Source organism: Rhodococcus sp. PSi06 (assembly GCF_054960675.1).
Window position 1 is genome coordinate 39,060 of record NZ_JBHNYO010000018.1, and the last position, 20,967, is coordinate 60,026.

Sequence of the window (20,967 nt, forward strand, 5' to 3'; positions counted from 1 at the left end):
TGTTGCGCGATGAATAGATTTGCGTAACACTCGTCCCATCAGTCACATCGGTATCGTGTGTCACACGGGAACGGCGGGTTCGTCCATGCGTGTACGTAGTCGGCAGATTGCTGTCGGGGCTGTCCTTGCACTGGCAGTGAGCGGGCTCAGCGCTCTCACCGCACCTACCGTGTCGGCCGAGCCGTGTGGTGGTCTCGGTGGACCGGGTTCGTCGCCGCTGTTCGGGTCGTCGGGCAGTGCCGGCATGTCGGGGAAGAATCCGCAAGGGCCGCAGGGGCCTCTTCCTCGGATCACCGGCAACACCCAGAGCATCGCCTGGGTCACCGGCCCGCAGAGCGTGAACGACACCTACAACGATCTGGCGATGTCGGGAACCGACCTGGGCATCAGTTGGGACAACGGTGCCGGCCAGATTCTGATGGCGTTCGGCGATACCTTCGGTGATTGCTCTTCCGGAAATGCGCAGTGGCGCAGCAATGCGCTGTTCCGTTCGGACAAGGCGTCGACCAACCTCTCGCAAGGTATCAAGATCGGGCCGGCCGACCCCGTCGACACCACCTCGGGTGCCGTTGTCAGAGCCAACAATCCGCGCTACGCCGCCGAAATCATCTCGAGCGCAAAGCTGCCGAGCGTCGAGGACACCACCATTCCCACCGCGGCTATCGCGATCGGCGGCACGCAGTACATCAACTTCATGTCGGTGCAGCGCTGGGGTGCACCCGGCGAGTGGGTGACCAACTACTCGGCGACGGCCAAATCGACCGACAACGGGCAGAATTGGACGACGGATCCCAGGACGATCCGCGTCAACAAGGGTGTCACGATTCCGGGCTTCACCAACGTCCACGAAAGCCAGGGCAAGTTCCAGCAGAGTGCCTACGTGTTGGGTCGGGACGGCAAGTACCTGTACCAATTCGGCACTCCCAACGGACGATTCGGCGATGCGTTCGTCTCTCGCGTCGCACCCGATCAGATCGAGAACCTCGACGCGTACGAGTACTCGACGCAGGATCCGGATCCGACGAAGCAGTGGTCCAAGAACATCGGTGACACGGTGGCCATCGTGAAGGGGCCCGTCAGTGAGATGTCGGTCGCGTGGAGCGACTACCTCGGCCGCTACGTCATGATGTATGGCGACGAAAGCTCTCGCACGCTGGTAGCGCGCACCGCCCAGAATCCAGAGGGTCCGTGGAGTTCACCGAAGACCATCCTCGACGCCGGTCAAACGGCGGGTGGCATCTATGCACCGTTCATTCATCCGATGTCGAGCGGAAAAGACCTGTACTTCACTGCTTCTCGGTGGTCGGATTACAACGTACTGCTGCTGAAGACGAACCTCGATGCGCTGAAGTGATCTGCGCCGATCGTTCGACGGCGGCGCGCAGGTAGGCATCGACGTCGAGATCGAGTGCTGCCGAGATCAGCCCGCGGCGAATCGTCGAAACATATCTGCTCGACGGTTCGCCGGGCTCTCGCGTGATCGAGCTCGTCAGTGTGAAGGCGGGATGCCCGTCGATGTCCGGAAGTCGTAGCAGTGCATCGTATTTACCGCGGAAGCTCTCGCCCCGCCGATCCACTGCCAGCCGCGACCATTGTCCGATGGCGAGGGTATGCGTCGCTCCGACATCGATGTAGGGCGCGACGTTCTCGACCGCGGCCAGGTGAGCGAACTGAGTTCTCTCGATCAGATAGCCGCGCGCTACAGAACGATTCGCGGGATCGACCGTCGTCGAGACGAAGGCGGATGCTCCGGTCCAGCGCCGCGAGACTCCTGCGAAGTACAGCGCGTGATCGATCCACAGCCACCGTTGGTCGGCGGGTAGCGCCGTCGAGGGTGCCGGTGGGTGCGCGCCGAATTCCGAGAGCTCGTCGGATCCGGTCAGGTAGGTCTGGAACCTCTCGCGCAGCAGGTTCGACCCGTAGGAGACGTACCACAGCCGATCGCTCATTCGGCCTCGAACAGCTGCCGGTACGCCTCGGCGAGTAGGTCTGCCGCTAGATCGCGGTTGTGTGTGGCTGCGCCCGTTGAGTTTCCGGAGCGCATCAGTCGAGCATTGAGGCCGTAGGCCAGGTCGTCGAACGTGTCGTCGTCGATCCCCAGGTCGACGTCCACGTCCTCTTCCAGCAGCGCTCCGAGGTCGATCGACCACGACCACACGCGTTCGTCCCGGTACGGTCCGCGTCCGGCGCTGACGGTCTCGTTGGAGACTTCGAGCTGTTCGTCGGTCCGGTCGCGCGGAACGTTGGTGTTGATGCGCAGGTCCAGTTCGATCGTGTGATCGTCGTGCGTGATCTCGTCGACGCGCAAGGTCTCGAAGCCGCCGCACGTCAGCGTCACCAACCGTCGCGGACTGGCATCGTCCTGTGCGTCGGACATAGCGCTGATCTGCCACAGGTACTTCTCGGTGTTCGCTGGGTCGGGAATCGAGGAGTTGATGTAGTCGGCCACGATGCTGCGGATGGCAGGGTAGGCGATGTGGTCGGACAACTCCCAGAACTGGCGACGGCTCTGCCCGACGGCCGCGTCCAGCAGCGTTGCCCGCTTGGCGCGTTCTTTCGGCAATGCGGCTTTGACGCTCGGTGCGTCGCCTGTCGCAGTCGGTTCCGCCGGGCGCTGACGCAGGGTAGCCAGTTGCGAGATCAGCGCCGTCAGCTGCTCGAACACGTCCGCGGTCCCGGGGGTGAAGTCGAGCGTCTCGATGTCGGGCCAGATGTCGCGGTCGGCGGCGAATTGGGCAGCCACGGAGTCGGCATATCCCACGAAGGCCTCGCCGTTCGCGAAGTGCAGGACGTACAGCCCGGATCGGTGCTCCTTCGCTGCGAACGTCGTGGAGATGGATCCGGTGTCGATGACATCGAACCGCTCGAAGGCGAATGCGTCGGGTGCGGAATCAGTCGGCATGGTCGAGAATCTACTGACCGCGACAACGAGTACCTACTTCCTTGCGCTGTCCGCATTGTCGCGAATTCGTTCCCGTACCCGATGAATTAGGGGACCCTACGATTCCCTGCTCGCCAGACCCGTTCTGCCGCCGTGGTTTCCGCATTGTCCCGATGCGTCGGAGTGAGTTCGGCTACCGTGGTCGTCAGATGAATTCCTGGTGCTATCTTGAGGAATGTCTGTTTCCGCCGCTAACGAAACAAGCAGGTAACACGCGGTGTGAACAATGCCGAGAGCGGTGCCATCGGGCACGGCCGTGGTGCTCGATGGAAGGTGGTTACGCGTGGGCGGTTATCTTGCGCGGAGGTTGCTGAACTACGTCGTGCTGCTGCTCATCGCGACGTTTCTGACCTACCTCCTGGCCTCGCTCACGTTCGATCCGTTGTCCAACCTGCTCAGCCGCAATCCACCGCCGTCGAGCGCTGTGCTCGATGCCAAGCGCGCGGCGCTCCATCTCGACGACAACCCCGTGCTGCGTTATCTGAAGTGGCTGTGGGCAGTGCTTCACGGTGACTTCGGCCAGACCATCGCTGCCGGCTCGGTCAACGACGAACTCTGGCGACGCATCCTCGTCTCGCTGCGACTGGTCGTGCTCGGCACCGCCCTCGGCGCGGTACTGGGAACCCTCATCGGGGCCTACGGTGCCGTCCGGCAGTACAAGATCTTCGATCATGTCGCGACTGTCGTGACGTTCATCCTGATCAGCACCCCGATTCTGGTGCTGGCACCGGTGCTGAAATATCTTGCCGTGCAGGTCAATCAGAGCACAGGAAGCCAGTTCTTCCAGTACACCGGTGAAACGTCGACCACACTCGCCCCCGGTCTGATGAACGAAATCGTCGACCGCGCCCAACATCTGCTGTTGCCGACCGTCGTGCTGATGTTGTTCACCATCGGTGGCTACAGCCGCTACATGCGCAGTTCCATGCTCGACGAGCTGAACATGGACTACATCCGTACCGCGCGCGGTAAGGGGCTCACGCGAGGGCGTGCGATCTTCAAGCACGGCTTCCGCACGGCCCTCATCCCGATGGCGACGCTGTTCGCATTCGGAATGGGCGCGGTGATCACGGGCGCGACGTTCACCGAGCGCGTGTTCGGGTGGTACGGCATGGGCGACTGGCTGATCTACGGCATCACCAGTCAGGACATCAACATCACGCTCGCGGTCTCGCTCTTCACCGCGCTGTCGGTCTTGGTATCCGGCATGTTGACCGACATCTTCACTGCTGCATTGGATCCGCGCGTTCGTTACGCGGACTGATTCACCACTTCGAGTAGAGGAAAGGACCGGCGATGGCGACACCTGTGGTTCCCGAGATCGCTGCGGTCGAGGGCCCGATCGAGTCGGCTGCCCCGATCACCCGTCGGCGGTTGGTGTTCCGACGCTTCCTGCGCAACCGGCCGGCTCTGGTAGGCATCGTCGTACTCCTCGCGATGTTCGTCGGGGCGTTCGTCCTTCCACATTTCATCCCGTTCACCTACGAGGAACTCGACGCGTACGCGCTCAACTCACCGCCCACCACGCGGCATTGGTTCGGCACCAACCAGATCGGCCAGGATGTCCTGGCTCAGACGTTGCGTGGTCTGCAGAAGTCGCTGATCATCGGCATGCTCGTCGCGTTGATCTCCACCGTGCTCGCCGGAGTTGTCGGTGCAGTGGCCGGATACTTCGGCGGGTGGACCGACCGGGCGCTGATGTGGGTCGCCGATGTTCTGCTCGTCGTCCCCAGCTTCCTGGTCATCGCGATCTGCTCTCCGCTGTTCCGCGACAAGAGCTTCTTCATCCTGGTGCTGCTGTTGGCGGCGTTCGCGTGGATGATCACCTCGCGCATCATTCGCGCGCTGACGCGATCGCTGCGTGAGCGCGAATTCATCCGCGCCGCAAAGTACATGGGCGCGACGCCGGGCAGCGTGATCGGCAAGCATGTTTTGCCGTCGATGGCGTCGATCCTCATCGTCGACGTGACGCTCAACGTGGGAATCGCCATCATCGGCGAGGCGTCGCTGAGCTACTTCGGCTTCGGCGTCCAGCGGCCCGACGTATCTCTCGGCACGCTGATCGCGGACGGTACGTCCTCCGCGTTGACCTATCCATGGCTGTTCGCGTTCTGCTGTGGCGCTTTGGTATTGATCGTGCTGGCGACGAACTTCGTCGGCGACGGCTTGCGCGACGCATTCGATCCGAACTCGACGAGGGGACAGGCACGTGGCTGAGACTGTGCCGGTGTTGAAGGTCAGCGGACTCGAAGTCAGCTTCCCGAGTGAGGAGGGCCGCGTCACGGCAGTGCGCGGCCTGGACTATCAGGTCGACAAGGGCGAGGTCATGGCCATCGTCGGCGAATCCGGCTCCGGCAAGTCGGTGTCGTCGCTGGCCGTCATGGGATTGCTTCCACAGACCGCACGGGTCACCGGGTCCATCGAGCTGAACGGCCGTCAGCTGCTCGGACTGTCCGATCGCGAGATGTCCCGGGAGCGTGGCCGTTCGGTGGCGATGATCTCGCAGGACCCGTTGACGGCGCTGACTCCTATCTACCGCATCGGCGATCAGATCGCCGAGGCGATCTCGGTACACAATCCGTCGCTGAACAAGGCGAAGGTCCACGAGCGCACCCTGGAATTGCTCGATCTCGTAGGCATCGTCGATCCGAAGACACGGGCGAAGTCCTACCCGCACGAATTTTCCGGCGGGATGCGCCAACGCGTCGTCATCGCGATGGCCATCGCGAACGATCCGGACCTCATCATCGCCGACGAGCCCACGACCGCTCTCGACGTGACGATTCAGGCGCAGATCCTCGATCTTCTCCGTACCGCCCGCGACGTCACCGGTGCCGGCGTCGTGTTCATCACGCACGATCTGGGAGTCGTTGCCGGCGTGGCCGATCGGGCCATGGTGATGTACGCCGGCCGTGCCGTGGAGACAGCTCCCGTCGACGAGCTCTATGCGCACCCGTCGATGCCTTACACCGTCGGGTTGCTCGGCTCCGTTCCTCGCCCGGATCGTCCCGCGCAGGAGCGGCTGGTGCCCATCGAGGGCACGCCGCCCGCTCTGGTGAATCTCCCGACGGGTTGTCCGTTCGGACCCCGGTGCCCGCTGCACACAGAGGCCTGCGACAAGGGCGAACCGCCGTTGATCCAGGTGGCACCGAATCACAGCGCGGCCTGCATCCGAATCGACGCGGCGACAGCCGAATCGGTGGAAGCGGAGTTCGAGGGCGCACCGCGATCGGAGGCCCCGGCGGAGCTGGCGGTAACGGTATCGAAGGATGCACCCGTGCTGTCGGTGACCGATCTGCACAAGAGCTACCCGGTGTTCAAGGGATCCGTACTGCGCCGTCGGGCCGGGGAAGTGCCTGCCGTGCAAGGCATCAGCTTCGATGTTCATGCCGGCTCCACTCTGGCCATCGTCGGCGAATCGGGCTGCGGCAAGTCGACGACCCTGCTCGAGATCATGGAATTCGTGAAGCCGCAGCAAGGCTCGATCCAGATCAACGGTGTCGAGCCCTACAGTCTGAGCCGCGCTGAGCAACGAAAGCTGCGCGCGCACATCCAGATCGTATTCCAGGACCCGATGGGTTCCCTCGACCCGCGCATGCCGGTGGGGGAGATCATCGCCGAGCCACTGAAGATCAACGGCGTCCCGGTCGACGAGCGCACCCGCCGGGTTCGGGAACTGATGGACACCGTCGGAATGCGCCCCGAGCTCGCAGACCGGTATCCCACTCAGTTCTCCGGTGGGCAGCGCCAACGTGTCGGCATTGCACGGGCTTTGGCGCTGAAGCCATCGATCCTGGTGCTCGACGAGCCGGTGTCGGCGCTCGACGTGTCGATCCAGGCGGGTGTGTTGAACCTGCTGCAGGATCTGCAGGAAGAGCTAGGGCTGGCGTACCTGTTCGTTTCACACGACTTGTCGGTGGTGCGTCACCTCGCCGATGAAGTCGCGGTGATGCGTAACGGAGTGTTCGTGGAGAAGGGCCCGACGGAGCAAATCTTCGACGCACCGAAGGATCCCTACACACGTGCACTTCTGAAGGCCATCCCCATCCCGGATCCCGTGCTCCAACGAGCCCGGATCGCCGAGGCCGCAAAACTGGCCGACGCCATATGAGCCTGCTGCAACCAACCGGGGTCGTTTCGCGGGCTCCACTCCTGCCGCACACTGAGAAAGGTGAACTGATGAGAGTCAAATTATTTCGGGCACTGGTCCCGATCGCGGTGGCCGTGACCACCGTGGGACTGGTGGCGGGGTGCAGCTCCGGTGACACCGGGCCGAACGCCGATGCGCCTGCGTCCTTCGAGAGCGGGGCACAGATCAATCCGCATCCGATCAGTGACTTGCAGCAGGGCGGGAACATGAATTTCCCGCTTTCGCAGGTGCCGACCAATTACAACTACTACCAAATCGATGGCACCACAGTCGATGCCAATCGGTTCTATCAGGCTCTCATGCCGACTGCGTTCCACGCCGCGGCCGACGCGAGCCTGACCACCGCGACCGATTTCTTCACCGACATCACCGAGTCCGAGGTCGACGGCAAGCAGGTCGTCACGTACAACATCAATCCGAAAGCCAAGTGGAGTACCGGCAGGCCTTTGGACTACACCGACCTCGTCGCGACGTGGACCGCCAACAGCGGTAAGGATCCAGCATACGAGGCGTCGTCCACCGCGGGGTACGACAAGGTGGACACGGTGGTTCGGGGCGAGAACGACCAGCAGGTGATCCTGACCTTCAACGAGAAGTTCGGCGACTGGCGTTCGCTGTTCTCCCCGCTGATGCCGGCGGAGTCGGTGAACACCGTCGAGGCGTTCAACACCGGATCGGTGACCACGATGCCCGCTACCGCAGGCCCGTTCCGCGTCAAGAACATCGAGCCCGGCGGCAAGCGCATCGTCGTCGAGCGCAATCCCGACTGGTGGGGAGAAAACCCAGCGGTCCTGGACACCATCACCTACCTCCCACTCGATTCGACGGCCTCCGTCGGAGCGTTGCAGAGCGGCGAGCTCGACTACTACGAACTGGGCAGTAGTGCTGATGCATTCAAGGTGGCGCGGGGAATCCCGAACGTCGACTTGCGGCAGAGCCTTGGGCCGCAATACCGCCACTTCGATTTCAACGGTGCCGAGGGACGGATCACGTCGGACAAGGCCGTCCGGCTGGCTCTGATGAAAGCGATCGACCGCGACTACCTGGCTACGTCCCAGCTCGGCCAGATCACGTCGAGCCCGACGGTGCTGAACAGTCATATCTACGTCGACGGTCAGAAGGGCTATCAGGCCAACAACGGCGATATCACCTTCGACCCCGAGAAGGCGAAGTCCGAACTCGAAGCAGCCGGTTGGACGATGAACGGTGAGTTCCGCTCGAAGAACGGTCAGCAGCTCGATCTGCACGACATCATTCCGGCGGACACACCCAATGCAACGCAGGAAGCTCAGATCATCCAGCAGAACCTCAAGGCCGTCGGTGCCAACCTCATCATCGACGCAGTTCCGTCGGACGACTTCTTCGAGAAGTACATCCTGGTGGGTGCCTTCGACGTCACCCACTTCACCTGGGAGGGAACGCCATACACCTCCAGTAGTGACGGCATCTTCCGCCTGACACCCGGTAGCACGCTGCAGAACTACGGGCAGGTCGGTTCCGAGGAGATCAACGGCCTGCTGGACAAGGCTGCCGGTGAGCTCGACGACGACGCACGTATCGCCGACTACAACGAGGCGGACAAGGCGATCTGGGCCGAGGGCCACAGCCTGACGATGTTCCAGCGCCCCTCGACGTACGCGACCAAGTCGAATCTCGCGAACTTCGGAGCTCCGGGTTTCGGTGACATCGACATGTCGAAGGTCGGGTTCCTGAAATAAACAACGGGCTCGGATATCCGGTCGGTGCCGCGGCAATCACTCTGATTGTCGCGGCATCGACCGCTTTCGTCACTCCACTGGGACTGTTGGTTGCGTTCATCGTGCTCATCTGGACGGGTTGGTCTGTGGCCGCGGCCTTCTTGGCTCGACGATCTGCATCGCACTCCTCCGGCCGAACCACCGTGCGGCGAGTGCGGTTTCAACACCGGATGCGCTCGCGCGGATACCTGGAGGTCCACGAGAACGGCAGGCGGTCCTGGTACCCCGTCTACTTCCACACCGATCTTCTCGGACTTGTCCCCGACGCCGAAGCGAAGGTCAGTAGGTCGATCCTCGGCCGTCGCGCCTTCGTCGTCGAACCGGGAATTCTCGCGCTGCCGTCGGGTCGCAGTCGGTCGTCCCTGCCTCCCGGCGCACCGCTCGACGCTCCGCGCCTCAACGAATTCGATCTGCGCACGCGCAGTAAGAGATTCGGATCGTTGCGCCGTCGAATCATGCTCGACGCCCCCGCTGCGGTGGCCGGTCCGTTCATCGGTCTGCTGTGGTTGATCGTCGACGGAGGAGGATTCGCTCAGTTCGTCGCAGTGAGTCTCTTGGCTGCTGTCACGGCGATCTGGTGGTCGGTGATCGGGGGCAGCGATCCCAGTTGAGCTGCTGAGCAATTGGGCCGACGCGCGTTCGTAACTGCCGAGAAACACCCCTGATCTACGTTCGAGATTCGGACAATTCAGGAGGCATCATGGCGCGGTCGATGGCGGAGCAGGCAGCAGAGACGATCAGCAAGGGGATCGGTCGTCGCGGATTCATCCAGGCAGTGGCCGCTCTGGGAGCGGGCGTCGGAATTGCCGGAACAGCAGCGTGTTCCACGTCGTCCTCGAACACTGCCGCTGCGAGTTCTTCCGTCCCGGCGCCTACCGCTGGCGGGATCCTGCAGCCCGGAGCCGGTGACATTGCCGGCGATCACTACCTGAGTTCCGAGGTCGACAAGGTTCTGTGGGGTTACGTTCCGACGGTCGAGTCCGAGTCGGTGCTGCAGATGAAGTCCGGCGAGACGGTCACCATCGATGCGCTCAGCCACGAGGGAATTCTCGAAGATCAGGGCCGCGATCCCGTCGAATTCTTCGGCGGCAAGGGTGTTTCCGAGTCCGACGTTCTTCAGGACGCGATCGACATCGCCGGCGGGTACGACCGGACGGTACGCAACTTCGACGTCGACGGACCGCACGTGGTGACGGGCCCGGTGTTCGTGGAAGGCGCGCAGCGTGGTGATGTGCTCAAGATCGAGACGCTCGAGGCGATACCGCGCGTTCCGTACGGCGTGGTGTCGAGCAGGCACGGCAAGGGTGCTCTGGCGGTCACTGCGTCCGGTGAAGCACCTGCGGGTATTGGCCTCGACGAAGTCATGCCGCCGATCGGAGGCGACGGCAGGAAGTCGGGTGACCCGACGCAGTACGGCAACGTGTCCACGTTCACCGAAGTCGAGGACGGCCAGGGCGTGATGCGGTATGGCGATGCGTCCGTTCGCTTCCCGCTGCGTCCGTTCATGGGAATGATGGGCGTTGCGTTCGCCAGCGATCCGGGTCTGACGTCGCCCAACGCCAATTCGATTCCCCCGACGCTGGGTGGCGGCAACATCGACGTCGGCCTGCTCGGTGTCGGATCGACGTTCTACCTCCCAGTGTTCGCGGAAGGCGCGTTGTTCTACGTCGGTGATCCACACATGGCGATGGGCGACGGCGAGGTGGCCCTCACCGCAATGGAAGGATCGTTGCGTGGCACCTTCCGCCTCACGGTCTGCAAGGCGGGCAGTGGTGACGCGCCGTCCGTTGCGTACTCGTATCCCTTTGCCGAGAACGAGGACTCGTGGATTCCAATCGGCCTGTCCGATCCGGACGGTGCAGTCGGCGGCCAGAGTTCGGACCTGAACGCGGCCATGCGTCGCGCCGTGGTCAACGCTCTGAACTTCCTCGAAACCGACCTCGGCATGGACCGTGCGACGGCGTACGCCTATCTGTCTGCCGCCGCGAACTTCAGCGTCTCGCAGGTGGTCGACAAAACGGTCGGCGTGCACGGCCAAATCTCGAAGGCGCACTTCGATCGGTAGGTCATCCGGACGACCTACAAGGACCGGGCGTCGAAATCTACTGCCTTGTCGATCAATTCGCGAGCAATCCCGGCAGCGATCGGCAGGGTTTCGATGCCCAGGGCTCTGGTCCTGATGGATGCCCCGTCGAGCAGAAGCGCAAGTTGCTGCCCGAGTACATCCGGGTCGTGAGCCCCAGCCATGCGCGCAAGTTCCGAAAAGTGCTGCGCAACCGACAGCTTGTACGCGCGAACGACCTCTCGTGCGGGGTGTTCTGGGTCCGCAATTTCGACGGCGGCCCGGATGAACGGGCACATCGGCGTCGCATCGCCCGAGCTCGTCGGGCTCGGCTCGAATGCGACCAGAATGTGCTCACGGGGCGAGAGGTCGGTGCGTCCGAACACTCCGGGCTCGGACTGCAGGTCTTGTGTGCGTAGGCACGCGGCGACGACTTCGTCCTTGCTGCCGAAGTGTTGATAGATCGTTCGCTTGGATACCTGCGCTTGTGCGCTGAGTATGTCCATGCCGGTGTTGTTGATCCCACGTTCTCGGAACAGCTCTCGGGCGGTATTCAATAGACGCTCCCGCGCCCCACGGCCACGGCGCACGCCGGTCGGGCCTGTATTCATCTGCTGCCCTCGCTTTCTTCAATCCGGTAACGGTCAGTGTACTTAGCTTGCAGGGGCATGCAATCGTTGCTACGTTGAAAACTGATCGGTGTACTTAAAGTTGGTAGCACCGTTCGCACGCCACCATCGATGAGGAGAAGACGATGACTTCAGGTCTCGACACCTACCGGACGCTGGGGCGTTCCGGATTGCGTGTCTCGCGGCTGGCCTTGGGCACAGCAACTTTCGGCACCGACTGGGGATGGGGGGCCGAGCACTCCGTGGCCCGGAAACTGTTCGACACGTATGTGGAGAGAGGAGGAAACTTCATCGACACTGCCCCGACCTACACCGATGGAACTTCGGAGAAGATGCTGGGCGAGTTCAGTCGCGGCAATCGGGACGCGTTCGTGCTGGCGACGAAGTACACCACGCTTCGTCGTCCCGGGGATCCCAACTCCGGCGGCAGTAATCGAAAGAACCTCCTCGCCTCGGTTCACGACAGTCTGCGCCGATTGGGCACCGACTACATCGATTTGCTGTACCTGCACGTCTGGGACGACACGACCCCTATCGACGAGATCATGCAGGGACTCGATGATCTCGTCCGACGCGGAACCGTGCTCTACGTTGCAATCTCGACGGCGCCGGCATGGCAGGTTGCCCGGATGCAGACCTTGGCCGACCTCCGTGGCTGGGCACCGTTGGTAGCACTGCAGATCGAGTACAACCTGATCGAGCGGGGTGGCGAGCGCGATCTGATCCCTATGGCGCATCAGCTGGGTCTGGGTGTCGTCCCGTTCTCGCCGTTGGCGGGCGGGGTTCTGTCGGGGAAGTACGCCCGGGCCGACGTGAGTGGCAGCGATTCGGAAAGCAGCCCTGGGACCCGACGAAACTTCAACATCGCCATGGGTTCGCTCACCGAGCGCAACCTCGCCATCGTCGACGTGGTGAGTGGAGTAGCGAGCGAACTGGGCTGCACGCCTTCGCAAATCGGCCTGGCATGGAACCTGCAGAGTCCGCACGTCACCGCCCCGATCATCGGTGCGCGAACGCTGATGCAGTTGGAGGAAAATCTCGGTGCACTGGAGATCGAGTTGAGCGCCCAACATCTAGCGCGGCTCGACCGAGCCAGTGCGATCGACCCCGGCTTCCCGCACTCAATGCTGGCAAGCGATCACATCCGAAGGCAAACGCGTGGCGACATGAACATCGACGCCAGGGTCTGACCCCCACCTCAGCGGTGCGCGGTGGCGATGAACTGACGGGTTGCGGCGTCGACGATGTCGGCAGGCGTGATGGCTATTTCGTCGTTGAGCCACGCGATCACGAGTTCGGCGAGTCCGCCGATGAACAGCAGGCCGTTGATTTCCGACTGCGGTTGGGGGAAGGCCTGCTCACCGTAAAGTTCGCGTGATTGTTCGGCGACCAGATGGGCGAACGCGCGCATGGACTTTCGTCGGTACGTCCGGAGTGAGTCGACGGCCAGCGATTCGATCATCGCGACGCGGCCCTTGCGCGGGTCCTCGGTGAGCACATCGACGAACGCGGCGATGGCGTTGTGTGCCTGTTGCTCGACCGTGGGTGCGGGGGAGTGCAGTGCGTCCAGGGCCTTGGCTCGAATCTCGTCGGATATCGAATCCACTACCTTTTCGAGGAGATCGTCTCTGCTGCTGAAGTTTTCGTAGAAATACCGCTCGGTGAGCTTGGCGCGCGCGCAGATGGCGGTCATGGTTGCGCCCTTGGCTCCAGCTGCTGCGAACACCTCGAGCCCGGCATCGAGCAGACGGGCACGACGGTCGGCAAGGCGATCGTCTGCGCTCATGCCGTTGTAGCGGCGCGTGGTGGATGCCATGGATAGATCTTGACAGACGAACGGAATGTGACGCAGACTACATTTCATCTGACAGGACGCTCTGTCAGATTGATGGAGGTCGACAATGTCTCGTGCTCTTGCTGCTCCGCCTGCTGATTCGACGCTTGCGCCGGTATTCGGTGACGGCGGTCTGCCCGTCGTCGGTCACACCCTCGAATACATACGAGACCCTCTGAAGCTGCTCGGCAGTCGGTGGGACAAGTACGGCGAGGTCTCGTGGATGACGATGGCCGGTCAGAAGTGGATCACCGTCCTCGGCCCCGATGCGTGTCAGCAGGTGCTGCAGAACGCAGACAAGGCGTTCGCCAACGGTGACGGCTGGTCGCTGTTGATCGGGCCGTTCTTCCACGGCGGCCTGATGCTGCTCGATTCCGAGGAGCACCTACGTCACCGTCGAATCATGCAGCAGGCCTTCACTCGCGACCGACTGGCCAAGTCCGTGGCGGCGTTGAATCCGGTGACGGCAACGGGATTGGAGGCGTGGCAGCCGGCGCGCGACTTCCAGGTCTACCCGGCGCTCAAAGCGCTGACACTGGACGTGGCGACGAGCATCTTCATGGGCGGTGCGGAGGGAACGACGGATGCCGACATCGCCGAGCTCAACGACAGTTTCATCGCCTGCGTCCAGGCCGCGACGTCGATCGTCCGATACCGGGTGCCGGGCACACGATGGAAGAGAGGTCTGGACGGCCGAGCGGTGCTCGACGAGTTCTTCCGACGCTATCTGCCTGCCCGGCGAGCCACCGAGACCGACGATCTCTTCTCCGTCCTTTGCCACATCGAGGGCGACGACGGCGAGCGCTTCTCCGACGACGAAGTGATCGACCACATGATCTTCCTGCTCATGGCCGCGCACGACACGTCGACGATCACACTGTCGACGATGATGCAGTACCTCGGCCAGCATCCGGAGTGGCAGGACAAGTGCCGGGCCGAGTGCGAGGCGCTGGGCACCGATGCTCCGACCTTTGCGCAACTCGACGAGCTCACCAATGTCGATCTGGTGATGAAGGAGTGCTTACGTCTGGTGTCGCCCACGCCGGTAGTGGCTCGCCGCGCCGTGAAAGACACTGAGGTGCAGGGCAAGTTCGTACCCGCGGGGACGTATGCCTCTGTCGCACCCCACTTCACGCACCACATGGCGCAGTATTGGCCCAACCCGGAGCAATTCGATCCCGGACGTTTCGCTGCGGACCGCCGCGAAGACAAGGTGCACCGCTATGCGTGGGAGCCGTTCGGCGGCGGCGTCCACAAATGCATCGGCATGTACTTCGCCGGTGCCGAGATCAAGACGATCATGCATCACCTGCTGCTGCGGTTCGACTGGACCGTCGATCCCGATTACGTTGCGCCGCTGAACTTCACGTCGCTGCCCTTCCCGGAGGACGGGCAGCCCGTGCAGCTTCGACGGCGTTGAGGTCTAGCCGGCCCGCTCGGTGAGCCAGCCGATGATGTTCGCGGTGACCTCGTCTCGGTTGGTCTCGTTGAGGATTTCGTGGCGAGCACCGGGGTAGAGGGCGACGGTCACGTCGCTCATGCCGGCTTCGCGGTATCGGGAGGCAAGGGTTTCGATCAACTGGCCGCCGCCCGCGAGTGGATCGTCGGATCCCGACGTGATGAGCAGCGGAAGGTCGGATCGGATCTGCTCGAGGTTGTGCGGATCGGCAAGCTTCTCCGCCTCGCCGAACAGTGCGGGCACCGTCGACTCGGGCAGGTCGAAGCCGCACAGCGGATCAGCCACGTAGGCGTCCACTTCGGCCTCGTCGCGGGAGAGCCATTCGTATCCGGTGCGGTGCTCGAAGGCGGCGTTGAACACGCTCAGGTCACCGGCCGGGGCGTCGGCCATTCCGGCGGCGAGGATGTCCAGCGTGGTCGAGCCCGACAGCACCACACCCTCGTACAGGTCCGATCGTTCGATCAGAACATGCTGCGCGGCAAACGATCCCATCGAGTGGGCGAACAAGAACAGCGGCAGGTCCGGGTACTCGCCCAGCAACGATTCTCCGAGTTGCTCGATGTCGGCCCACAGCCCGGCGAACGCAGCGGCACCGAAATCGCCCGGAGTATCGACGATCGACTGCCCGTGACCGCGATGATCGGAGGCGACGACGTGGAATCCCGCGTCGTTCAGCGCGGTCGCGAAGCGGGCGTAGCGGCTGCCGTGCTCGGCGAGTCCGTGCGCGATCTGTACGACGCCGCGAGCCGGATCAGCGGCCGTCGCCCAGGTGTAGGTGCTGATCTCGATGTCGTCCTGCTTGGATACGAACGACGAAGCGTTGGCCACGGTTACTCCTCGAAACGGCGATGGGGACGAAACTCGAACTTATCGGCTACGCCTGCAGTACCGGGTCGAAATGCTCGACGACGGGGAACGGCTCGTAGAAGTGATGCAACAGGGTCTTCCAGTCCTGATACTTCTCGGATTGCCGAAAGCCCTCGGTGTGGTCTTCGATCCGTTTCCACTGCACCAGCAGGAGATAGACATCGGGCTGCTCGATGCCCTTGGACAGGGTCAGGTCTACGAATCCTGGGATCGAGGAGATGATCGACTTCGCGGCTGCGAACGCGGCCTCGAATTCGTCGGTTCGACCGGGGATGACGTGCAACAAAGCGTGTTCGACGATCATCGAGACAGTATGACCGAGGCACGCGAAAGCTCCCCGGACATCGTGTCCGGGGAGCCATGCCAGCAGGATCTATTTCGCGGAGACGCGCACGAGTTTCTTGTTCACGAACTCGTCCATGCCCCATGGGCCCAGTTCGCGGCCGACGCCGGAGCGCTTGACTCCGCCGAACGGCAAACCTGGCAGCGTGGTGCCGTGTTCGTTGACGAACGCCATGCCCACTTCGAGTTGCTCGGCGACGTCGCGGGCCTTGTCGAGGTCAGCGCTCCACACCGAGCCGCTGAGACCGTATGCGGAGGAGTTCGCCAATTCGATTGCTTGCTGCGCGCTTTCGACCTTGTAGATCACACCGGCCGGCCCGAACAGCTCTTCGCTGTAGGCGCGCATGTCCGGGGTGACGTCTGTCAGCAGCGTCGGCTGCACGTAGGCACCCGGTCCGTCGATCTTCTTACCACCGGTCAGCAGCGTTGCGCCCTTGGCGACGGCGTCGTCGATCTGCTCGATCAGCGTGTCGGCGGCGGTTTGCGACGACAGTGGTCCGAGGGTGGTCTTCGCGTCCAGCGGGTCGCCGGTTTGCACGGCCTCGAACGACGCGACGAGCTTGGTGACGAAGTCGTCGTAGACCTCCTCGGCGACGAGGATGCGCTTAGCGGCGTTGCAGGCCTGGCCTGCGTTGGACAGCCGCGCCCGGGTCGCGGATTCGACGGTGGCGTCCATGTCGTCGGAATCGAGCAGGATGAATACGTCCGATCCGCCGAGTTCGAGGACGACCTTCTTGAGGTTGCGTCCGGCCGTCTCGGCGACGGAGGTTCCGGCCCTCTCACTACCGGTGAGCGAGACGCCCTGGACGCGGGAGTCGGCGATCATGTCGGCGATCTGGTCGTTGGTCGCGAAAATGTTGATGTATGCGTCCCGGGGCAGACCGGCCTGCTGGAAGATCTCCTCCATCAGTAGCGCAGATTGCGGGCAGTTGGGCGCATGCTTGAGCAGAATCGTGTTGCCCACCATCAGGTTCGGGCCGGCGAACCGGGCAACCTGGTAGTACGGGAAGTTCCACGGCATGACGCCAACGAGTGCGCCCACCGGCTTACGCTGCAGCACAGTGTCTTCCGCGCCGGGTACGTCGAGCTTCTCATCCTCGAGAAGCGACGGGCCGTGGTCGGCGTAGTAGCGGTAGATGTTCGACGACAGCTCCACCTCGCCCTGGGATTCGGTGAGAGGCTTGCCCATTTCGAGCGAGATCGTGCGGGCCAGTTCGTCGGAACGCTCGGCGTAGAGATCGGCGACCTTGTGCAGGATGTCGGCGCGATGCTTCGGTGAGGTCTTGCGCCATGTCTGGAAACCGGCGTGTGCATCGGCAAGTGCACGCTCGACGCCGGCACCGTCGAGAGTCTCGAATTCCTTGATAGTTGTGCCGTCGGCAGGATTGACAGTCTTGTAGGTCGTCATACCTCGCTCAACGGTCGGGGAGGGTGCGATTGTTCCGACTCGGGCAAATCGGATGCTCCGACGGTGGTCAAGGATGGGGCGGGGTGAAGTTGCGAAACCCTGTGGGCGTCCTACTGGTCGGTAACTTGGAACCCCAGGTGGAGTGATACCCCACTGCCCCCACAGTCGCGGGTTCGGAAGATTAAAGTCGATGGCGAACGCATCCAAAAGACGACGTTGAAACTGAGGCAAAGGCGAAACATGACAGCGAAGAAGCCGACCATCATCTACACACTGACCGACGAGGCGCCGATGCTGGCGACTCACGCGTTTCTTCCGGTCATACGTTCTTTCGCCAGTGCGGCCGAGATCAACGTCGAGTCGAGTGACATCTCCGTTGCCAACCGCATCCTCGCCGAGTTCCCCGATTACCTGAACGAAGACCAGCGAGTGACCGACAACCTCGCCGAGCTGGGCAAGCTGACGCAGCTGCCCGAGACCAACATCATCAAGCTGCCCAACATCAGCGCCTCGGTGCCGCAGTTGCTCGCGGCCATCAAGGAGTTGCAGGACAAGGGCTATGCGATCCCCGACTTCCCCGGCAACCCGAAGACCGACGAAGAGCGCGACATCCGCGACCGTTACACTAAGTGCCTGGGTAGTGCGGTCAATCCCGTTCTGCGGGAGGGTAACTCGGATCGGCGCGCTCCCAAGGCCGTCAAGGAATACGCCCGCAAGCACCCGCACAGCATGGGTGAATGGTCACCGGCGTCGCGCACTCACGTTGCGCACATGCGCCACGGCGACTTCTACCACGGCGAGAAGTCGATGACCGTCGAGGGCGACCGCGAGGTCAAGATGGAACTGCTGACCGAGGGCGGCGAGACCATCGTGCTCAAGGAGAAGGTGTCGCTCACCGACGGCGACGTCATCGACAGCATGTTCATGAGCAAGAAGGCGCTCATCGAGTTCTACGAAGAGCAGATGGAGGACGCCTACAAGACGGGCATCATGTTCTCCCTGCACGTGAAGGCCACGATGATGCGGGTTTCGCACCCCATCGTGTTCGGTCACGCCGTCAAGGTCTTCTACAAGGACGCGTTCGCCAAGCACGGCGATCTGTTCGAGGAACTGGGCGTCAACGTCAACAACGGCCTGTCGGATCTGTACAGCAAGATCGAAGCACTCCCCAGCGCGCAGCGCGAAGAGATCATCGACGACCTGCACAAGTGCCACGAGACCCGTCCGGAACTGGCGATGGTCGACTCGGCCCGCGGCATCTCCAACTTTCACTCGCCCAGCGATGTCATCGTCGACGCATCCATGCCCGCGATGATCCGCAGCGGCGGCAAGATGTGGGGCGCGGACGGTCGGCCGAAGGACACCAAGGCGGTCAGCCCGGAGTCGACCTTCTTCCGCATCTACCAGGAAATGATCAACTTCTGTAAGACGAACGGCCAGTTCGATCCGACGACGATGGGCACCGTTCCCAACGTCGGCCTGATGGCGCAGAAGGCCGAGGAGTACGGCTCGCACGACAAGACGTTCGAGGTTCCTGCCGGCGGCGTCGCCAACATCACCGACCTGGCGACGGGCGAAGTTCTGCTGACCCAGGACGTCGAAGAGGGCGACATCTGGCGCCTGTGCATCGTCAAGGACGCGCCGATCCGCGACTGGGTTGCCTTGGCAGTGCGCCGTACCCGTGAGTCCGGAATGCCGGTCGTATTCTGGCTGGACCCGTACCGCCCGCACGAGAACGAGCTGATCGGCAAGGTGCGCAAGTACCTGAAGGATCACGACACCGAGGGCCTCGACATCCAGATCATGTCGCAGGTGCGCGCCATCCGCTACACGATGGAACGCCTCATCCGCGGGCTCGACACCATCTCCGCGACCGGCAACATCTTGCGCGACTACCTCACCGACCTGTTCCCGATTCTCGAACTCGGCACCAGCGCCAAGATGCTCTCCATCGTGCCGTTGATGGCAGGCGGTGGACTGTACGAGACGGGCGCGGGCGGCTCGGCCCCCAAGCACGTCAAGCAGCTCATCGAGGAGAACCACCTCCGCTGGGATTCGTTGGGAGAGTTCCTGGCTCTCGCGGTCAGCCTCGAGGACCTGGGAACCAAGACCGGTGACGTCAAGGCGACCATCCTCGCCACCGCACTCGACGCCGCCACCGGCAAGCTGCTCGAGAACAGCAAGGGCCCGTCACGCTCGACCGGTGAACTCGACAACCGCGGCAGCCAGTTCTACCTCGCGCTCTACTGGGCACAGGAACTCGCCGAGCAGACCGAGGACACCGAGCTGGCCAAGCACTTCGCCGCACTGGCGAAGACGTTGGCCGAGAACGAAGACAAGATCGTCGCCGAGATGAACGAGGTCCAGGGCAGTCCCGTCGACATCGGCGGCTACTACTACCCGGACTCCGAAGCTACGGCTGCAGTGATGCGTCCGTCGAAGACCTTCAACGAGGCTCTGGAGTCTGCGAAGCAGTAGCTCTTTCTGTTCGGCTCCACCCCCATGGAATGACTGGTCCATTCACGCGCTCAGACGTTGTGAATGGACCATTCATTCGTTCTGGGGCGGCACCAAAACACCGAGAAACGCCGAACAGCTTGCACTCTGGCGTCTCCCCGGCAACTGGACGACGGAAATGGTCCGGTGAATTGTCGGCTCGATGGGCAAGTAGACCAGGTTCGCGAACGACATCATCGGCACCACGAGTTCGGGGATCACGGTGATGCCCAATCCCGCCGCGGTCAGGCCCGCGACGGCGGCCACGTTGTGCGCCTGAACCGACGGTCCCACCTCAACTCCTGCACTTTCCAGTGCGAGTCGTACATGTGACTCAATGCTGGATTCGGGGCCGAACGAGATGAACGGCTCGTCGGCAAGGTCGGTCCAGGTCAGCGACGTGCGTTGCGCAAGAGCGTGATCCGCGGGTAATGCGCACACGAACACGTCGGCGCTCACCGTGGTCCGCATCAAATCGTTCGCTCGCCCCGATGCCGCCACCACTGCGAAGTCCACGGAACCATCGCGCACGGAGGCCACCACGTCGTCGCGCAAACCGTCTTTGATGTGTACCGAGACGTCGGGGTGGCTACGACGGAACTCCACGATGTAGGGAGGCAAGAACGTGGCCGCGATCGACGGCAAGCATGCGATGGTGACGGTTCCGCGGTCACCCGACACGAAGCGGCCGATCTGCTCCAGGCCGTCGTCGAACTCGAGCAATACCCGACGGGCGTAGGCCGTAACTTCGTGCCCGTCACCGGTGAGGTCGACGCTTCGGGTGGTGCGCACGAACAACCGCACGCCCAGGCGGCGCTCGGCCTCGGCGACGGTGCGGCTCAGGTTCGGTTGTGAGACCTGCAGCCACGCGGCAGCTGCGGTGAAGCTCGCGTGATCAGCGAGTGCGACGACGGCGCGTAGATGGGCAATGCCCAGGTTTATGCCCACAGTGCATGAATCTATACCCAACTGATGTTGGACTGTGTAAGTGATCTGCACAACACTCGTCATATTCGATGAAG

Annotated in this window: 18 protein-coding genes; 10 read left to right on the forward strand and 8 right to left on the reverse strand. The window is 62.8% G+C overall.

Annotation, left to right across the window (positions count from 1 at the left end; translation table 11 throughout):
* Positions 1–85 precede the first annotated feature (85 nt).
* Positions 86–1,354, forward strand: coding sequence for a DUF4185 domain-containing protein (locus tag ACFI9K_RS21510; protein WP_462665373.1), 1,269 nt, complete (start codon positions 86–88; stop codon positions 1,352–1,354).
* Here ACFI9K_RS21510 and ACFI9K_RS21515 read toward each other — a convergent pair.
* Complete coding sequence (locus ACFI9K_RS21515; protein WP_462665374.1) at positions 1,287–1,949, reverse strand: hypothetical protein; 663 nt, start codon at positions 1,947–1,949, stop codon at positions 1,287–1,289. The genes ACFI9K_RS21510 and ACFI9K_RS21515 overlap by 68 nt on opposite strands.
* Positions 1,946–2,902 carry a hypothetical protein gene (locus ACFI9K_RS21520; RefSeq protein WP_462665375.1) on the reverse strand — a complete coding sequence of 319 codons (957 nt, stop codon included), beginning with the start codon at positions 2,900–2,902 and terminating at the stop codon, positions 1,946–1,948. Before ACFI9K_RS21520 ends, ACFI9K_RS21515 begins: the two co-directional genes overlap by 4 nt.
* Positions 2,903–3,224: 322 nt before the next feature.
* Here ACFI9K_RS21520 and ACFI9K_RS21525 point away from each other — a divergent pair, with 322 nt between their 5' ends.
* The 6 genes from ACFI9K_RS21525 (at position 3,225) to ACFI9K_RS21550 (ending at position 10,913) form a co-directional block, all read left to right on the forward strand.
* Positions 3,225–4,205 carry an ABC transporter permease gene (locus ACFI9K_RS21525; RefSeq protein WP_462665376.1) on the forward strand — a complete coding sequence of 327 codons (981 nt, stop codon included), beginning with the start codon at positions 3,225–3,227 and terminating at the stop codon, positions 4,203–4,205.
* Between the two features lie 32 nt (positions 4,206–4,237).
* A complete protein-coding gene (locus ACFI9K_RS21530) occupies positions 4,238–5,158 on the forward strand; it encodes an ABC transporter permease (RefSeq protein ID WP_222095971.1) in 921 nt (306 codons plus the stop codon).
* Complete coding sequence (locus ACFI9K_RS21535) at positions 5,151–7,052, forward strand: ABC transporter ATP-binding protein (RefSeq protein WP_462665377.1); 1,902 nt, start codon at positions 5,151–5,153, stop codon at positions 7,050–7,052. The genes ACFI9K_RS21530 and ACFI9K_RS21535 overlap by 8 nt, the downstream gene beginning before the upstream one ends.
* Positions 7,053–7,120: 68 nt before the next feature.
* Positions 7,121–8,809: an ABC transporter family substrate-binding protein gene (locus tag ACFI9K_RS21540; RefSeq protein WP_462665378.1), complete on the forward strand. Its 1,689-nt coding sequence runs from the start codon at positions 7,121–7,123 to the stop codon at positions 8,807–8,809.
* Positions 8,810–8,895: 86 nt separating this feature from the next.
* Complete coding sequence (locus ACFI9K_RS21545) at positions 8,896–9,459, forward strand: hypothetical protein (RefSeq protein WP_462665379.1); 564 nt, start codon at positions 8,896–8,898, stop codon at positions 9,457–9,459.
* A gap of 89 nt (positions 9,460–9,548) precedes the next feature.
* Positions 9,549–10,913: an acetamidase/formamidase family protein gene (locus ACFI9K_RS21550; RefSeq protein ID WP_462665380.1), complete on the forward strand. Its 1,365-nt coding sequence runs from the start codon at positions 9,549–9,551 to the stop codon at positions 10,911–10,913.
* A gap of 14 nt (positions 10,914–10,927) precedes the next feature.
* On the opposite strand, the gene ACFI9K_RS21555 is transcribed toward ACFI9K_RS21550, so the two are convergent.
* Entirely contained in the window at positions 10,928–11,521 is a 594-nt protein-coding gene (locus ACFI9K_RS21555; RefSeq protein ID WP_462665381.1) for a TetR/AcrR family transcriptional regulator, read from the reverse strand.
* A 143-nt stretch (positions 11,522–11,664) separates the two neighbouring features.
* Between ACFI9K_RS21555 and ACFI9K_RS21560 the strand changes: the two genes are divergently transcribed.
* On the forward strand, positions 11,665–12,729 hold the full coding sequence (locus ACFI9K_RS21560; protein WP_462665382.1) for an aldo/keto reductase: 1,065 nt from the start codon (positions 11,665–11,667) through the stop codon (positions 12,727–12,729).
* Positions 12,730–12,737: 8 nt separating this feature from the next.
* Here the strand turns inward: ACFI9K_RS21560 and ACFI9K_RS21565 are convergent, their stop codons facing one another.
* Positions 12,738–13,355 (reverse strand): TetR/AcrR family transcriptional regulator, encoded by a 618-nt coding sequence (locus ACFI9K_RS21565; RefSeq protein ID WP_462665383.1) that lies wholly within the window; start codon positions 13,353–13,355, stop codon positions 12,738–12,740.
* 85 nt (positions 13,356–13,440) lie between these two features.
* Here ACFI9K_RS21565 and ACFI9K_RS21570 point away from each other — a divergent pair, with 85 nt between their 5' ends.
* Positions 13,441–14,793 (forward strand): cytochrome P450, encoded by a 1,353-nt coding sequence (locus ACFI9K_RS21570; RefSeq protein WP_462665384.1) that lies wholly within the window; start codon positions 13,441–13,443, stop codon positions 14,791–14,793.
* A gap of 3 nt (positions 14,794–14,796) precedes the next feature.
* Here ACFI9K_RS21570 and ACFI9K_RS21575 read toward each other — a convergent pair whose 3' ends face one another.
* The 3 genes from ACFI9K_RS21575 to ACFI9K_RS21585 form a co-directional block, all read right to left on the reverse strand.
* A complete protein-coding gene (locus ACFI9K_RS21575; protein ID WP_462665385.1) occupies positions 14,797–15,660 on the reverse strand; it encodes an alpha/beta fold hydrolase in 864 nt (287 codons plus the stop codon).
* Between the two features lie 46 nt (positions 15,661–15,706).
* Positions 15,707–16,003 (reverse strand): antibiotic biosynthesis monooxygenase family protein, encoded by a 297-nt coding sequence (locus ACFI9K_RS21580; RefSeq protein WP_462665386.1) that lies wholly within the window; start codon positions 16,001–16,003, stop codon positions 15,707–15,709.
* Between the two features lie 69 nt (positions 16,004–16,072).
* Positions 16,073–17,449 (reverse strand): NAD-dependent succinate-semialdehyde dehydrogenase, encoded by a 1,377-nt coding sequence (locus tag ACFI9K_RS21585; protein ID WP_462665387.1) that lies wholly within the window; start codon positions 17,447–17,449, stop codon positions 16,073–16,075.
* Positions 17,450–17,689: 240 nt separating this feature from the next.
* Here ACFI9K_RS21585 and ACFI9K_RS21590 point away from each other — a divergent pair, with 240 nt between their 5' ends.
* Positions 17,690–19,927: an NADP-dependent isocitrate dehydrogenase gene (locus ACFI9K_RS21590; protein WP_462665388.1), complete on the forward strand. Its 2,238-nt coding sequence runs from the start codon at positions 17,690–17,692 to the stop codon at positions 19,925–19,927.
* 72 nt (positions 19,928–19,999) lie between these two features.
* Here the strand turns inward: ACFI9K_RS21590 and ACFI9K_RS21595 are convergent, their stop codons facing one another.
* Entirely contained in the window at positions 20,000–20,893 is an 894-nt protein-coding gene (locus ACFI9K_RS21595; RefSeq protein ID WP_462665389.1) for a LysR substrate-binding domain-containing protein, read from the reverse strand.
* Positions 20,894–20,967: the final 74 nt, after the last annotated feature.

Bases quoted from the DNA above. Each gene is read 5' to 3' on its own strand.
- ACFI9K_RS21510 (WP_462665373.1), top strand. From the start codon at position 86: ATGCGTGTACGTAGTCGGCAGATTGCTGTCGGGGCTGTCCTTGCACTG.
- ACFI9K_RS21515 (WP_462665374.1), bottom strand. From the start codon at position 1,949: ATGAGCGATCGGCTGTGGTACGTCTCCTACGGGTCGAACCTGCTGCGC.
- ACFI9K_RS21520 (WP_462665375.1), bottom strand. From the start codon at position 2,902: ATGCCGACTGATTCCGCACCCGACGCATTCGCCTTCGAGCGGTTCGAT.
- ACFI9K_RS21530 (WP_222095971.1), top strand. From the start codon at position 4,238: ATGGCGACACCTGTGGTTCCCGAGATCGCTGCGGTCGAGGGCCCGATC.
- ACFI9K_RS21540 (WP_462665378.1), top strand. From the start codon at position 7,121: ATGAGAGTCAAATTATTTCGGGCACTGGTCCCGATCGCGGTGGCCGTG.
- ACFI9K_RS21550 (WP_462665380.1), top strand. From the start codon at position 9,549: ATGGCGCGGTCGATGGCGGAGCAGGCAGCAGAGACGATCAGCAAGGGG.
- ACFI9K_RS21555 (WP_462665381.1), bottom strand. From the start codon at position 11,521: ATGAATACAGGCCCGACCGGCGTGCGCCGTGGCCGTGGGGCGCGGGAG.
- ACFI9K_RS21560 (WP_462665382.1), top strand. From the start codon at position 11,665: ATGACTTCAGGTCTCGACACCTACCGGACGCTGGGGCGTTCCGGATTG.
- ACFI9K_RS21565 (WP_462665383.1), bottom strand. From the start codon at position 13,355: ATGGCATCCACCACGCGCCGCTACAACGGCATGAGCGCAGACGATCGC.
- ACFI9K_RS21570 (WP_462665384.1), top strand. From the start codon at position 13,441: ATGTCTCGTGCTCTTGCTGCTCCGCCTGCTGATTCGACGCTTGCGCCG.
- ACFI9K_RS21580 (WP_462665386.1), bottom strand. From the start codon at position 16,003: ATGATCGTCGAACACGCTTTGTTGCACGTCATCCCCGGTCGAACCGAC.
- ACFI9K_RS21585 (WP_462665387.1), bottom strand. From the start codon at position 17,449: ATGACGACCTACAAGACTGTCAATCCTGCCGACGGCACAACTATCAAG.
- ACFI9K_RS21590 (WP_462665388.1), top strand. From the start codon at position 17,690: ATGACAGCGAAGAAGCCGACCATCATCTACACACTGACCGACGAGGCG.